Source organism: Gordonia sp. McavH-238-E, assembly GCF_022348225.1.
Classification (GTDB): domain Bacteria; phylum Actinomycetota; class Actinomycetes; order Mycobacteriales; family Mycobacteriaceae; genus Gordonia; species Gordonia terrae.
Genome location: NZ_JAKRFE010000025.1, coordinates 21,583 through 35,992 on the forward strand (window position 1 = coordinate 21,583; position 14,410 = coordinate 35,992).

At 66.8% G+C, this 14,410-nt stretch carries 15 protein-coding genes; 9 read left to right on the top strand and 6 right to left on the bottom strand.

The window, feature by feature from the left end; all coding sequences use genetic code 11:
* The first annotated feature begins 29 nt into the window (after positions 1–29).
* Complete coding sequence (locus MHN80_RS24370) at positions 30–722, top strand: 1-acyl-sn-glycerol-3-phosphate acyltransferase (protein ID WP_239404000.1); 693 nt, start codon at positions 30–32, stop codon at positions 720–722.
* A 22-nt stretch (positions 723–744) separates the two neighbouring features.
* Here MHN80_RS24370 and MHN80_RS24375 read toward each other — a convergent pair whose 3' ends face one another.
* The 3 genes from MHN80_RS24375 to wrbA all read right to left on the bottom strand — a co-directional run bounded on the left by MHN80_RS24375 (position 745) and on the right by wrbA (position 2,550).
* A complete protein-coding gene (locus MHN80_RS24375) occupies positions 745–1,173 on the bottom strand; it encodes a nitroreductase family deazaflavin-dependent oxidoreductase (protein WP_239404001.1) in 429 nt (142 codons plus the stop codon).
* Between the two features lie 68 nt (positions 1,174–1,241).
* Positions 1,242–1,736 (bottom strand): FBP domain-containing protein, encoded by a 495-nt coding sequence (locus MHN80_RS24380; protein WP_064572120.1) that lies wholly within the window; start codon positions 1,734–1,736, stop codon positions 1,242–1,244.
* 214 nt (positions 1,737–1,950) lie between these two features.
* Complete coding sequence (gene wrbA / locus MHN80_RS24385; RefSeq protein WP_064572107.1) at positions 1,951–2,550, bottom strand: NAD(P)H:quinone oxidoreductase; 600 nt, start codon at positions 2,548–2,550, stop codon at positions 1,951–1,953.
* Between the two features lie 135 nt (positions 2,551–2,685).
* On the opposite strand from wrbA, the gene MHN80_RS24390 reads away from it, so the two are divergent.
* The 8 genes from MHN80_RS24390 (at position 2,686) to MHN80_RS24425 (ending at position 8,983) form a co-directional block, all read left to right on the top strand.
* Positions 2,686–3,438, top strand: coding sequence for a DUF72 domain-containing protein (locus MHN80_RS24390; RefSeq protein WP_239404002.1), 753 nt, complete (start codon positions 2,686–2,688; stop codon positions 3,436–3,438).
* A 118-nt stretch (positions 3,439–3,556) separates the two neighbouring features.
* Complete coding sequence (locus MHN80_RS24395; RefSeq protein ID WP_239404003.1) at positions 3,557–3,790, top strand: DUF2510 domain-containing protein; 234 nt, start codon at positions 3,557–3,559, stop codon at positions 3,788–3,790.
* Positions 3,791–3,869: 79 nt separating this feature from the next.
* Positions 3,870–4,364, top strand: a complete 495-nt coding sequence (locus MHN80_RS24400) for an Rrf2 family transcriptional regulator (RefSeq protein WP_239404004.1) — start codon at positions 3,870–3,872, stop codon at positions 4,362–4,364.
* Positions 4,365–4,444: 80 nt separating this feature from the next.
* A complete protein-coding gene (locus MHN80_RS24405) occupies positions 4,445–5,626 on the top strand; it encodes an FAD-binding oxidoreductase (RefSeq protein ID WP_239404005.1) in 1,182 nt (393 codons plus the stop codon).
* Positions 5,623–6,057, top strand: a complete 435-nt coding sequence (locus MHN80_RS24410; RefSeq protein ID WP_239404006.1) for a hypothetical protein — start codon at positions 5,623–5,625, stop codon at positions 6,055–6,057. Before MHN80_RS24405 ends, MHN80_RS24410 begins: the two co-directional genes overlap by 4 nt.
* 199 nt (positions 6,058–6,256) lie before the next feature.
* Entirely contained in the window at positions 6,257–7,501 is a 1,245-nt protein-coding gene (locus MHN80_RS24415) for an HNH endonuclease signature motif containing protein (protein ID WP_239404007.1), read from the top strand.
* Positions 7,502–7,610: 109 nt separating this feature from the next.
* The gene (locus MHN80_RS25955) at positions 7,611–8,111 is read left to right on the top strand and encodes a hypothetical protein (RefSeq protein ID WP_374206414.1); all 501 of its coding nucleotides are present in this window, start codon (positions 7,611–7,613) and stop codon (positions 8,109–8,111) included.
* 146 nt (positions 8,112–8,257) lie between these two features.
* Positions 8,258–8,983 carry a FadR/GntR family transcriptional regulator gene (locus MHN80_RS24425; protein WP_239404009.1) on the top strand — a complete coding sequence of 242 codons (726 nt, stop codon included), beginning with the start codon at positions 8,258–8,260 and terminating at the stop codon, positions 8,981–8,983.
* A gap of 10 nt (positions 8,984–8,993) precedes the next feature.
* On the opposite strand, the gene MHN80_RS24430 is transcribed toward MHN80_RS24425, so the two are convergent.
* From MHN80_RS24430 to MHN80_RS24440, 3 genes are all read right to left on the bottom strand, one after another.
* On the bottom strand, positions 8,994–10,223 hold the full coding sequence (locus MHN80_RS24430; protein WP_239404010.1) for an amidase: 1,230 nt from the start codon (positions 10,221–10,223) through the stop codon (positions 8,994–8,996).
* Positions 10,224–10,300: 77 nt separating this feature from the next.
* Positions 10,301–12,121 (bottom strand): hydantoinase B/oxoprolinase family protein, encoded by a 1,821-nt coding sequence (locus MHN80_RS24435; protein ID WP_239404011.1) that lies wholly within the window; start codon positions 12,119–12,121, stop codon positions 10,301–10,303.
* Between the two features lies 1 nt (position 12,122).
* The gene (locus MHN80_RS24440) at positions 12,123–14,201 is read right to left on the bottom strand and encodes a hydantoinase/oxoprolinase family protein (RefSeq protein ID WP_101820405.1); all 2,079 of its coding nucleotides are present in this window, start codon (positions 14,199–14,201) and stop codon (positions 12,123–12,125) included.
* Positions 14,202–14,410: the final 209 nt, after the last annotated feature.

Sequence of the window (14,410 nt, forward strand, 5' to 3'; positions counted from 1 at the left end):
TGTCACCCATGCTCGGGTAGACACTGTCTATGCGCGTGAGAACCAGGCTGTCATACGCCCTGTGTCGGTACGTCCTCATCGGTCCGGCACTCGTCCTGTGGGGGAGACCCCGGACAGCGGGCCGCGAGCATCTGCCCACCACCGGGCCGGTCATCGTGGCTGCGAATCATCTGTCCGTGCTCGATTCCTTCTACCTGGCTCTGGCCGCGCGTCGACCGGTGACGTTCCTCGCCAAGCGCGAGTACTTCGAGCGGCCCGGTCCCGTCGGTCGCCTGCAACGCTGGTTCTTTCTCACCCTGGGGCAGATCCCGGTCGATCGTCGTGGCGGCACGGAAGCGTCGTCGGCGCTCCGACGAGCGGTGGAGATCCTGGAAGACGGGGGAGCCTGGGGAATCCACCCCGAGGGCACCCGATCCCCGGACGGGCGGATGTATCGCGGACGGACCGGGGCCGTGCGGGTGGCGCTGATCACGGGTGCGCCGCTCGTACCCGTTGCGATCTCCGGGACCGGGCGAGCGGATGGCCGGTTGCCAGGCAGACGCAGGGTCACGATCGACATCCTCCCGCCGATCGACATCGGATGCGGAGACGTCGCCGAGGGCCGAATCCGCGTCCTCACAGACGAACTGATGGCGACCATCTGCGAGCGGTCCGGACAGAACTACATCGACGAGTACGCGCGGCGGTGGACCAGCGGCGAAGGGCGGCCCGGCGCTGCGTGAATCATCGAACGGGCGGGACCCTTTACCGCGGTGTCAGCTCGACGATGGCCAACGGACGCGTCGTCTTCTCCTGGTAGCCCGCGTAGCGACCGCGGTTCACCTCGTCGACGAGGACGAAGCGCCGGGCGTAGTCCGGGTCGTCGGGGTAGGTCGCCCGCGCGGTGACCTGGATCCGGCGCCGACCCACCTGGACCTCGACATTCGGATGGGCCTTGAGGTTGGCGAGCCACCCCGGCGGTCGCGGCGACCCGCCGTTCGACGCGACCACCAGGTAGGCCTCGCCCTCGCGGGCATAGGTGAGTGCGTTGCACCTCGCCTCACCCGTGCGGCGCCCGATCGTCCGCAGCAGCAGCGTGGGATTGCCCATGAGCAGGCGGTGGCCGACGAGACCGCCCGAATGCTCGTACAGCCACTGGTGGGTCTGAAGTGCTCGGATGAACAGCGAGGTCATTGGTCCACTATCGCCGAACCGCGATCGGCGAACCGGCTGAAACACCGGTTCGCCGATCGACGCTCCGCTCAGCTGTCCCCGCTCGCCACGCGCTGTGCGAATCCCGCGAGGTGGGTGCGCAGCGCGGCAATGCGTTGCTGCCGCACGGTTTCGGGGTCGTCGGTGGCGAAGATGGCCGACGGCTTGGCGCGGACGTTCGTCGAACATTCGAAGTTCGAGCAGATCAGCGTGCCGACGGTGTTGCCCTTGCGTCCCGCGGCGCCGGCGAACTTCGCGCTGAAGAAGGCGACCTCGTTGGGCAGCTGGACATCTTCGCAGAACGAGCACAGCGGACGGTTGCGCGGCTGGCGGCCGCCGAGTCGCAGCATGATCCCGACGACGTCATCGTCGGTCGGGATGACCACGTATCCGACCATCGGGAGCTTCGGATCCCGCCAACCGGCGAAATCCAGCTTCTCCCAGTAGAACTCGTCGAAGTCGGGTGGGAGGGTCATGCTCTTGCGTTCGCGCAACGAGGCGTTGACGAACGACGAGCGAATCTGGGCTTCGGTCAAGGAATGCATGGTTGTGTACACCTCAGGTGTCGGAGGATGGAGGAGAGCACGATTCAACCGGCGCGGTCCACAACAAGGGACGCGCGCCGGTCGGGGCGGGGTGCTCAACCGTCGGCGCGCACGACGCCGACGACCTCCTCACGCCCGGAGGGCGACACTCTGACAGACACGAGGACCGATGGTGGACCTCCTGGTGATCGCTGTCAACCCGTTTCGCGGTGACTCAGCCGGCGAGGAGTTTCGCGATGCGCACCACGCGTTGCGCCATGTGTGCCAGGGCCGCCTTCGTCGCGTCGTCGAGGTCGTTCTTGTTCTCCGGACCCGTGACGTGGGAGACGCCGTACGGGTTGCCGTCGGCGAACTTCAGCCCGTCGGTGTAACCGGGCGGGACGAGGATGCCGCCGAAATGCATCAGCGACGTGTAGAGCCCGGTGAGCGTGGTCTCCTGGCCGCCGTGCGCGGTCTGGCTCGAGGTGAAGGCGGCGTAGGCCTTGTCGGCCAACTTGCCCTCGGCCCAGAGTCCGCCGAGCGAGTCGATGAACGACTGGAACGGCGAGGCCGTGCTACCGAACCGCGTCGGGCTGCCGAAGATCACCCCGTCGGCCCAGACGATGTCGTCACCGCTTGCCGCGGGCAGGTCCTTGGTGGCCTCGTAGTTGGCCGACCACGCCGGATTCTCGGCGAACGTCTCCGGATCCCGCGTCTCGGCGATGTGTCGGACCCGAACCTCGGCTCCGGCGGACTCGCCGGCGTCTGACAACGTCTGCGCCATCGCGGTGCCGTGCCCGGTGGCCGAGTAATAGATGATCGCCAGCTTGGTCAATGTGTCGCTCCCGTCTCGGTGATTGGCATATGCCGCCGACGGGTACCCGGAGCACGTGAATCGACACCCACGCGCATGCCGACTACTCGTCGTGGACGGGATTCGTAGCCCCGTCCCCAACGGATAGGCACGACGGTGCTGTTCATCGGCACCTCCGGGTGGCAGTACCGCGACTGGCGGGGTGCGTTCTACCCCCAGAAGCTCCCGCAGCGTCTGTGGTTGGACTACTACGCCCAGCGGTTTCCGACCGCAGAGGTCAACAACACCTTCTATCGGCTGCCGGAGAGGAAGGCGTTCGAGAACTGGGCCGAGACCGTTCCCGCCGACTTCCGGATGGCGGCGAAGATGAGTCGCTACCTGACCCACATCAAGCGCCTCCAGGAGCCGACCGAACCGGTCCAGCGCTTTCTCGAGCGGTCGGCGGGACTCGACGGTCGGCTGGGGCCGGTGCTCCTCCAGTTGCCTCCCAACCTCCGCGCCGCGCCCGACGCCCTCGACGAGACGCTCGCGCTGTTCCCGAAGACGATTCAGGTCGCGGTCGAGCCCCGGCACGACTCGTGGTGGACCGACGAGACCCGGTCGGTCCTCGAACGGCACAACGCGGCGTTGTGCTGGGCCGACCGGAAGAACCGCATCCTCAATCCACTCTGGCGCACAGCCGATTTCGGATACTTGCGACTTCACGACGGCACGTCGCGACGACCGATGAGCTACGGGACCCGTGCGATCGACAGCTGGCTGCGCCGCCTCTCGGAGTTCTACGACGACTCGTGCGATGTGTACATCTACTTCAACAATGACCCGGGTTGTGCCGCAATCGACAACGCGTTCACCATGATTCGCCGTGCACAGCGGCTGGGGCTCGCCGTCAAGACCGTCGAGGGTTGATCCGGTGAGAATCGTTCGGTCGGCCGTGCGGCACGGGCGGGTCCATCGTTCGACGTAATCGGAGCACAGTTGCCGCCGACGACGTGGCAGGCCGCCCGGCGCTCGGTACGGTGCGAGCATGTCGATCCTGCTGATGCTCGTCGTCCTGCTCGCGCTGCTGGCCGTCCTCGGTGCCGGGATCGCAGGCATCGTCGTACTGGTGTCCCGGAGGTCGGCGGGTTCGGTGGGGGACGGCTCACGGAATGTCGTGGCCGGCTGGTACCCGGACCCGCAGGACCCGGTCGCGGATCGGTACCACGACGGTCAGACCTGGACCACTCACACCCGGCCCCGCATCGCCGACGGCGGATAGGCAGCCCGTACGCGTCGGGTGACCGGCATCACCGATCTTAATTGGTATTTTCCGTACCAATTTATGGTCTACTTGCACCATGCAATTGACCCGCTTCACCGACATCGGCCTCCGAGTCGTGATGCGGTTGGCGGTCGCAGATCAAGGTGGCTCGGTTGCAACAGCTCTCACCACCAAGGACCTCGCCCGGGAACTCGCGGTCCCGTACACGCATGTCGCCAAGGTCGTCGGGAGGCTGTCGGAGATGGGCGTCGTCCACGCTCGACGCGGTCGAACAGGTGGGCTGACGATCACCGAACTCGGCCGCGATGCCCGCGTCGGGTGGCTCGCACGTTCGCTCGAAGGCGATGGCGAGGTCGTGGAATGCGAGGGCGCCCAACCCTGTCCGCTGCGGAATGCGTGTCGGCTCCGGGGCTCGCTGGCCCGCGCGGTGACGGCCTTCTACGAGAGCCTGGACACCGAGACGGTCGCCGACCTCGCCCGCGAGCCGACGAGCGCGGTGTTGTTGTCGCTGACGCCGCGTCCGGCCGGCCGTGAATCGTCCGCAAAGACAGCTCGACGCCCAGGCTCCTAGACCACTCCGGGTCGGCCGGTACGCCGAAACCCCAGATTTACTGCACCACAACCGATGAGCAGATGAACAAAGGAGTTCTCATGCTGTCTGACACCCAGCGCGCGACGATCGCCGCCACGCTTCCCGCTGTCGAGGGGTCGCTCGCGGAGATCACCCCGCTCTTCTACCGCGGACTCTTCGCCGCGCACCCGGACCTGCTCGACAACCTCTTCAACCGCACGCACCAGAAGTCGGGTGAGCAACCGCAGGCGCTCGCCGGGTCGATCGCCGCGTTCGCGCGGCTGCAGCTCGAACCCGACGTTCGGCGCCAGCGTTTCATCCTGGACCGCATCGCTCACAAACACGCATCTCTCGGTGTCACCGCCGAGCAGTATGTAGTTGTGCACGAACATCTTTTCGCGGCGATCGTCGAAGTGCTCGGTGACGCGGTCACGCCCGAGGTCGCCGACGCCTGGGACCAGCTCTACTGGGACATGGCAGACCTGCTCATCGCTTCCGAGGCGCAGCTCTATGCCGACGCAGCCGTCGATCCCGGGTCCGTCTGGCGCGAAGTCCGGGTCACCGAGCGCGCGCAGGTCTCGCCCGACACGATCGCGCTGACGGTGGCAGCGGTCGACGGACAGCTGCCCGGATTCCGTCCCGGACAGTACATCTCGGTGCAGGTACCGCTTCTCGACGGTGCTCGACAGATCCGTCAGTACAGTCTCACCGGTTCTCCCGCCGAGTCGCGGTGGCGGTTCAGCGTCAAACTCGCCGGCGAGGTGTCGGCGCACCTGCACGAGCAGGTCTTCGAGGGGGATCTCCTCGACGTCAGCACGCCCTTCGGTGACCTGGTCCTACCCGACGACGAGGCGCCGCTTCTGCTCGCCTCGGCGGGTATCGGCTGCACACCCGTCATCGGCTTGCTCACCGCATTGTCGGAGCAGCGCGACACCCGGCCGGTGACCGTGCTCCATGCCGACCGTTCGCGAGACCGGCAACCGCACCGCGGAATGCTGGCCGCCCTTGTCGATTCACTGCCGTCTGGCCGATTGATCCAGTGGTATGAGAGCACGTCACCCCACGTGGTGTCGGACGCGATTAGGGTCGGGCAGATGGCACTCGACGACGTCGACGTCGATCGGGACTCGCACGTCATGCTGTGCGGGCCCACCGGGTTTCTCTCGTCGATGCGCGAGGCATTCATCGGTCGCGAGGTCGACGAGAGCCGGATCCACTACGAGACGTTCGGACCGGAGCTGTTGCGGACCGGCGCGCGATGAGCGCTGCCGGCGCGGTCGTCACCGCGCTGACGTTCCTGTGGCTCGGCATGGTGTTCGCCATCTCGTTCATCGAGGCACCGCTCAAGTTCCGCGCACCCGGGGTGACCCTGCCCATCGGGCTCGGCATCGGTCGGTTGGTGTTCCGCGCGCTCAATACCGCCGAGATCGCTTGGGCAGTGGGCATTCTCGTGGCCATGGTCCTCGGTGAGTGGGGTGGTCTCGCGGAACCGATCGCGGCCGGCGTGGCAATTGCCGCCCTCATCGTTCAGCTGGTGGCGGTGCGGCCCGCACTGACCAAGCGGTCCGACGCGGTGCTCGCCGGGCATGAGGGACCCCGCAGTCACGCCCACTTCGTATACGTCGGATTCGAGGTGGTCAAGGTCGTCGCACTCGTCTGGCTCGGCGCTGCGGTGCTGATCGGTGCGACCTGATCGGTGGCCGCGTGCTGGTTGATCGGCAGGTCCTTGTACCGGCCGGTCTCTGTGACTGGTGGGGTTTCTGTTCGCCACGGTTCACTTCGGTTCACCGATGTTGCGTAAGTGGCAGACAGTGTGGGGCAACTAGATTCGCTCGCGAGCGGGGTTGTGGAGAAATCTCGTCGTCGAACACTTTGGCGAGTACCTTGGTGTCATGACCTCGATCACCGAGCTTCGTGACACCCTCATTGCCTCGCCGTCACCACCCGACGACGGGAGTGGTCGCGCTCTGGTCGAGCGTCTCGACGAGCTGCGGATGATGCGCAACGTGCTGGATCATCAGATCGCCGTGCATATCGCGCTTCTCGACGAGTCGGGCGCGGCGACGCGTGCCGGTTCGACAACACGGTCGTGGCTGATCGAGATGGGCATGGCGCCGACGGCCGCGCACCGTGGCGTGCGAATCGCCGGCGGCCTGTCTTCGTTGCCGAAGGTCGCTGACTGTGCCGCCGAAGGCTATCTGTCGGCGGAGTGTGTCGACGCGGTGGTCCGCGGCATCGCGTACATCGACAAACGCACTGCGGCAGGGTTGTCCGACGACGACCGATCGGCGTTCGAGAGCGATCTGCTCGCGCAGGCGTTCTCCGGTGCCACACCCGCCGAGATCGGCACCCACGCCCGCGGTATCGCCCTCCGGGTCGCCGACTCTGATCCGAACGCGGTCGCCGCCGCTGATGATGCGTCGCTGAACACTGTGCACACGCGGGTGACCGACGAAGGCAGAGTCGCCATCACCGGGGATGTGACGGCAGTGATCGGGGAGAAGTTCCTGTCGATGATCGACGAACGATCCTGCCCGCGCCCCGAACCCGACGGCGCCGAGGATCGTCGCAGTCTCGGAGAACGCCGCGCCGACGGCCTGGAACTCCTTCTGGATCAGGCGGCTATCGGTGCCGCGGTGACCACCGCCGGAGCACCCCGCACCCAAGTGTTGGTCACCATCCCCGCTGACGACGCAGATCCGGCACGATTGCCGTGGGTCGGGGCAGTCACGGCATCGACAGCACGCCGGTTGTCGTGTGACGGCGGAGTCGCCGAGATCGTCCTCGACAGCGAAGGGGTGCCGTTACGGATGGGCACCACCAAACGTCTGTTCCCGCATCACCTGCGCCAAGCGATCATCGTCCGCGATATGTGTTGTGTGAAATGCGGTGCGCCAGCGGCACATAGCCAAGTTCACCACCTGGTCCACTGGGCTGACGGTGGCCCCACGGACCTGGACAATGGATGCCTACTCTGCCAGAGGTGCCATACCCAGGTTCATCACCATGGCTGGCAGGTGGTGATGGGCCCGGACCGGCATCCCTGGCTGATTCCACCGGTCGACGTCGACCCGCGGCGTCTACCCCTGCCCGCTTACAACCGGCGCACCATGCGACTCGACGACGTTCTCGTCTAACCAGGATCCGCCTCCAACTAGACCCTCCGGCGTCGACAAGGATGCCAAACGACCTTTGACAACTCCACAGTGTGAGGCCGACCCCGCCCGCCGGGTTTCGCAGCGAAATATGTTTTATAGCAGCTCTTTTCGCCACCGCGTCCCGGCGGATCGGGTGGGTCGCCTCGCCGCGCCCTCCGCAAGCTCCGGGCGCTACGCAGGGAGCAGTGGGTCAGCAGGTCTCTCGGGCTCAGGCGCGCGGTGTCGCGGTTCTTTCGGATCAGGGAGCGGGAAGTGGTTGGCGTCGCTCGAACCGCAGGATTGTCGTACCCCCGGCATAGCGTGTGCACGACTGATACCGGATGAGGGGACTTCGATGCCGAGCAGGATCGCCGCACTGGGAAACCACGACGCCGCCACACTCACCGGCTATCTCGAGGTGTGTGACGACCAGTGGGAGCACTGGCAGAGCATGGTCAACACTGCTCGACTGGCGGGCGCCGATCCGCGGACCATCCGGCTCTACGACGCCGAGGCCGCGTACTGGAGCCGCTTCGCGGAGATGCTCCGCGTCGCGATCGCTGAGGTCGAGGCGTCGAATCGGCGAGCCGGGCGCCGACGAACCGCGTGACACCCCCTGCGCGCACATGTCTGGAGGTCCGTGCGGGGCGTCGACCGGCCACTTGTCTGACGCATCCCAAAACCGTTGCCGCAGTGTCGTGTCCGGGTCGTCGATCTGGTAAGTTGAGTCACACCCCTCCACGATCGGAAGATGTTGTGACGGAAGCGAATAAGTCCGGCCGGCGCCCGGCGTACCAGGTCGTGGCCGACGCGCTTCGGGTTCGCATCCTGGCCGGCGAGCTGACCCCGGGCACCAGACTGCCACCCGACACCGAGTTGCGCGCCGAGTTCGGCGTTGGACAGAGCACCGTACGTGAGGCCATCCGGTCGCTCGCCAGCGAGAACCTGGTGCACACCACGCGTGGCGTGACGGGTGGGACGTTTGTCGCGACCCCCGACATCAGTCAGCTCAGCGCCCACCTCGAAGCCGGGGTCACCCTGCTGGCGGCGGCCGAGGGTGTGACCGTCGATCAGCTCATGGAGGTCAGGCAGCTCACCGAGGTCCCCGCGGCGGGTGTGGCCGCGTACCGCCACACCGACGTGCATCTGGAAGAGTTGCGCGCCACCATCTTCGATCCTCTGGGCGAGATCGGTCCCGAGGTGTACGCGAACAACCAGGAATTCCATCGCGTGCTGCTCCGCGCCGCCGACAACCCGCTCCTCGACCTCATCACCGTGCCGGTCTTCCGGGTGATCGGCAGCCGGTTCAGCCGGGACACCGCACCCGAGGACTTCTGGAAGTGCGTCGACGAAGACCACCGGGCCATCCTCGAGGCGGTCGAGGCGCGGGACTCGATGACCGCGATGACGCTCATGCGCCGCCACCTCGACCACCTCGGGGACGTCTACAAGCAGATGGACCTGCTCCGACGCCAGAGCTGACGCGGGCGCCTCACCCATCCACGCGGACCGGCGGGCGTCGACGGTGCCAGTCGGTGTGCTCCTGGTATTGCTCGGCCAGCGCGAACAGCGTGGCCTCGGCGTCGTGGGCCGCGGTCAGCTGAGCCCCGATCGGCATCCCGGACGGGTGGACTCCCACCGGCAGCGCGAGCGTCGGGCCGTCGTGCAACGACCACGGGTAGGTCAGCTGGCCCATCCGACGTGCCTGTGCGACAACGGCATCGCCACCACCGAGCAGGGGGACGTCCGCCGGCATCGCCGGGGTGAGGACCACGTCCACGTCGTCGAAGAGCTCGGCCGTGGCAGCGCGGAACACATCACGTTGTCGCCGCGCCGCGGTCACCTGACCGTCGGAGATGCTGAGTCCGAGCAGGATCCGCTCGCGCGTCGCCGACTGGAATCGGCTCGGCTCGTCCCGCAGTCGTTCGGCATGGGTCTTCGCCAGGTCCGAGTAGATGAGGGTGTACACGACGTCCTGCGCCGATTCGCTGTGCGGAACCGGCACGTCGACGACACTGTGGCCCAGGTCGCGAAGCAGGTCCGCGGCACCGACCACCGCGTCGCGCACTGCCGGATCCACTTCCTCGGTGACGAACGGCCAGGGCAGCGCGATCCGCAACGACCTGCTCCGCAACGGTGTCGAGTCGGCGCCCGCGAGCACCGCGAATGTCTCCCGCACCAGTGTCGCCGATCGGGCCAGCGGGCCGACGGTGTCGAAGTCGGCACTCACCGGGAAGATCCCGGTCATGTCGAGCACGCCGACGGACGGGCGCAGGCCGGTCACACCGCAGCACGCGGCAGGCAGCCGGATGGATCCGCCGGTGTCCGTGCCGAGGGACACGTCGACGATCCCCGCCGCCACCGCGACACCGGACCCACCACTCGAACCGCCGGGCACCCGGTCGGCGGCCCAGGGATTCACCGTCCCACCCGATGCCGAGTTCTGACTCGTCACACCGACGGCGAACTCGGCGAGATTCAGCGTCGAGGTGATGACGCCACCGGCCTTTTTCAAGGCGGTCACGCACGCCGCGTCGGCAGATGCCACCCGGTCGGCGAAGTACTCGGACCCACAGGTGGAGCGCACGCCGCCGACCTCGATGTTGTCCTTCACCCCGATCCGCAGGCCGGACAGCGGACCGGATGCGACATCGGGGTCGACACCGAACTGCTCGGGCACCCACGAGATGACCGTGTTGAGCCGCGCGGCAACGTCTCTCACAGATTCATCCGCGGTGCTTTCCGGGGAATGGCCGGAGGGGCCGACGACAGAATCGCCGGCCCCTCCGATGTCACTGGTCAGGACGCCACCCGCGACGCGCGGAGCTGCTCGGTGGCCGCTGCGTCGACGGTCCAGTCGTCGGTGTTCACGACGACACCGTAGTCCTGACGCGCCTCGTCCGCGGACAGGTACTCGTCCCACACGTCGGAGAGCACCGCGAACGGATCGCGCAGGAACGGATCGCCGAAGCCACCGCCCGACGGCATCCGGATCTCGAGACGCTCGCCCTCGCGGATGACCTCCTGGGTCACCTTCGAGAACAGCACCTCCTCTTCGGGCGTGCCGGGGTTGCGGACGAACGAACCCGACGCGCCGTCGCCGCCACCGAGCGCGCCCGCGGGCGGGTCGGTGCGGTTGTCGGCCTCGGAGCCGAGGAACGTGTCGGTCTGCATGTACCAGGTCCGCACGCTGCCGATGCCGCCGCGCCACTGGCCGGGTGCCGGTGACTCGTCGCGGAGCTCGTAGCGCTCGGCACGCATCGCGTGGTTCAGCTCGAGTTCCTCGATCGGGTTGTTACGGGTGTTGGCCATCAGGGCGTCGACGGCGTCCATGCCGTCCTTGCCGTTACGGGCGCCGTAGGAACCCTCGTTGATCTCGATGTAGACCCAGTACGACTCACCGTCCTCGGCCAGACCCGAGTACGCGATGGCGCACAGCGCCGCCGACGAGCCGGCGATCGCCCGCTCGGGCAGCACCGGCGCCAGCGCCAGGTTGATCGAGTCGAAGATGCGGTTGACCTGCGAGAAGCGTGCGAAACACGATGCCGGGAAGTCCGGGTTGAAGATCGTGCCCTCCGGCGCGTAGGCGCGCACCGGTCGGAAACACCCGTCGTTCTGCGGGACGAACTCCTCGGTGAGGTACTCGTCGAGCAGGATCGTGCGGATCGCGCTCACCGCCACCGGCAGCACCGAACCCTCGAACGGCACGTTGAACGCCGTCAGCACCTGGTCGTTGGAGCCGGTGAGGTCGATGAGGACGTCCTCGTCCTCGACCTGCACGCGCACGGCGACCTTCAACGGCACACCGCGGTTCTTGCCGTCGTCGTCGAGGTAGCCGATCGGTGCCTCGTAGCTGCCGTTGGGGATCTGGCGGATCCGGCTGCGCAGCATCTCTTCCGAGTAGTCCATCCACCGGTCGGCGGCACTCATGACGGTGTCGAGCCCATGCTTCTCGAGCAGTTCGACGAACCGCTTCTCACCGATGCGCGAGCAGGCGATGAGAGCCTCGAGGTCACCGCGGTTCTGTTCCGGGGTACGCACGTTGTCCAGGATGTGCTGGATCAGCATGTCGTTGCGGACGCCGCCGTCGTAGATCTTCATCGAGTCCATCAGCTTGCCCTCGGCCCAGACGTCGACGACGTCCATGCACAGGCCGGGGAAGTTGCCGCCGATGTCGGAGACGTGACCGGTGCACCCGGCGAACCCGATGTGTTCACCCTCCCAGAAGATCGGGATGATCACGCCGTAGTCGGGGGAGTGCGCGGCACCGTGATACGGGTGATTGTGCAGGATCACGTCGCCCGGCTTGTAGGTCCCGGCGAGCTTGCGGTTGACGCCGCGGATGTAGGCGGGGATCGAACCACAGTGCATCGGAGTCGAATCCGACTCGCACAGCTCGCGACCGTTGACGTCGAAGATGCCGGCGCCGAGGTCCTCGGACTCGCGGATCAGGCTCGAGTAGGCCATCCGGTAGAGAACCTGGGCCATCTCCTTGGCCATCGAGTTCAGCGCACCACCGATGACGCGCAGGGTGATCGGGTCGACCTCGACGGTGTTCCAGGTCCGGTTGGCCTCGGCGGCGAGCGAAACGCCGTCCGTGGGCATCAGAGCTTTCGCCATGTCAGGCGCTCCTCTCGATGATGATGTGGCCCACGGCGTCGACCGTGGCCTTCTGTCCGATGCCGACGATGGTCGTCGAGTCGAACTGCTGGACAATCGCGGGACCGTCGAAGGTGTTGCCCGCCTTGAACAGAGCGCGGTCGTAGATGGGGGTGTCGACCCATTCCGGATCGGCCGAGTCGTTCTTCCAGAACAGCGCGCGGGTGGTGGCCTTGATCGCCGACGACGCGTCCGCGTCGCCCTTCTCGATCTCGGCGATGCGGATGTGCTCGACCGCGCCCACCCCGGTCACGCGGATGTTGACCAGCTGGACCGGCTTGTCGTCGAAGCGCTGCGAATACGTACGACCGTGGACCTCGTGGAAGGTGGCCGCGGTCTGCTCGACCCACTCGTCGGTGATGTCGCCGGCGGGTGCGGGCACCCGGAGCTCGTAACCCTGTCCGACATAACGACAGTCGACGCTGCGCTCGAGAGTGATCGCGTCCTCGGCGATACCGTCGGCGCGAAGCTGGGCGACGGCCTGCTCGGACAACCGGTCCATCTCGCGACGCAGCAGCTCCAGATCGGGTTCGGCCGACGAGGTCCACACGGTGGTCGGCACCTCGTAGCGAACATCGGTGGTCAGCAGGCCGACCGCAGAGGTGATCCCGGGATGACCGGGCACGATGACACGCGGAATGCCGAGGTGCTCGGCGATCTGCCAGGCGTACAGGGGTCCGGCGCCACCCTCGGCGACCAACGAGAACTCGCGCGGGTCATAGCCTTTGCGCACCGAGTGCAGCGAGATGGCCTCGGTCATCGAGTGCGCGAGGATCTGGAAGATGCCCATCGCCGCGTGCTCGATGTCGGCACCGAGCTTGTCGGCGATGTGGGTCTGGACCGCCTCGGTGGCGAGTTCGGTCTTGACCTCCATGGTTCCCGACAGGAAGCTGTCCTCGCGGAGCCAGCCCATGACGACCATCGCATCGGTGGATGTGGGTTCGGTGCCGCCGCGGTTGTAGCAGGCCGGGCCGGGCATGGCACCGGCGCTGCGCGGTCCGACGCGGAACATGCCGCCCTCGTCGATGCTGGCGATGGATCCGCCGCCGGCACCGATGGTGTCGACCTCGGCCATCGGCACCATCGCGTGGTAGTCGCCGATGCGGGTGTCGAGCAGGTGCTTCATGCGGAGCTTGCCGTCGGGGGCGACGCCGATGTCGGCGGAGGTGCCGCCCACGTCGAGGGTGATGACGCTCGGGTAGCCCGACGCCTTGCCGATGAAGCAGCCGCCGAGGAGTCCGGCGACGACACCGCTGGTCAGGAGCGAGACCGGGACCTCGCTGGCGCTGCGCGACGTGACGAGACCGCCGGCGGAGGTCATCAGGTGGACGTCCTCGCCGACCTGTGCGGCCTTGGCCTTGCCGGCCAGGTTCTCGATGTAGCGGGAGGTCTTGGGGCCGACGAAGGCGTTCAGTGCCGTGGTGGAGAAGCGCTCGTACTCGCGGTACTGCGAGGCGACGTCACTCGACAGCGAGACGAACACGCCGGGGTACTCCTCGGCGATGATGTCCCGGACGCGGTGCTCGTGGGCCGGATTGCGGTAGGCATGCAGGAAGGCCACCGCGATCGCCTCGACACCGCGCTCGCGGAGCAGGCCCACCTCGCGGCGAACGGCGTCCTCGTCGAGCGGGGTCAGCACGTTTCCGGCCGCATCCATCCGCTCGGCGACGGTGCGCCGGTTGCGACGGGGCACCAGCTGCCACTTCTGCCACGGCAGATCCTGGTAGTTGGAGTAGTTCAGGGGGCGCTTCTTGCGCGCGATGTGCAGGATGTCCCGGAAGCCGTCGGTGGTGATCATGCCGACGTCACTGCCGTTGTGCTCCAGCACGATGTTGGTGGCCACGGTCGTGCCGTGGAAGAACATCTCGATGTCCGCGACGTCGATGCCCGCGCGTTCGGCGAGCACCCCGATCCCGTCCATCGTGCCGATCGAGGGATCGTGGTTGGTCGACGGCGTCTTGTGCACCGTGACCGTCCCGTCGTCGTCCCACAGGACCAGGTCGGTGAACGTGCCGCCCACATCCACGCCGATTCGCTTCATCGAAACTCGCTTCCTCTGTACATGCCGTCACCCCGACGTCTTCAGCTGTGTCCCCGATGACGGGAGTGATCTGAGCCATAGCTGCGCTCCGGAGCATCATGCAATACATCGGAGGGTTTCGGCAACACCTGCGGCGAAACTCAGGGTATTGCCAGGATGAAGAGATCCTTGACGTTCTAAAGATCAGATGTTTATGGTGGTCCGCGTCA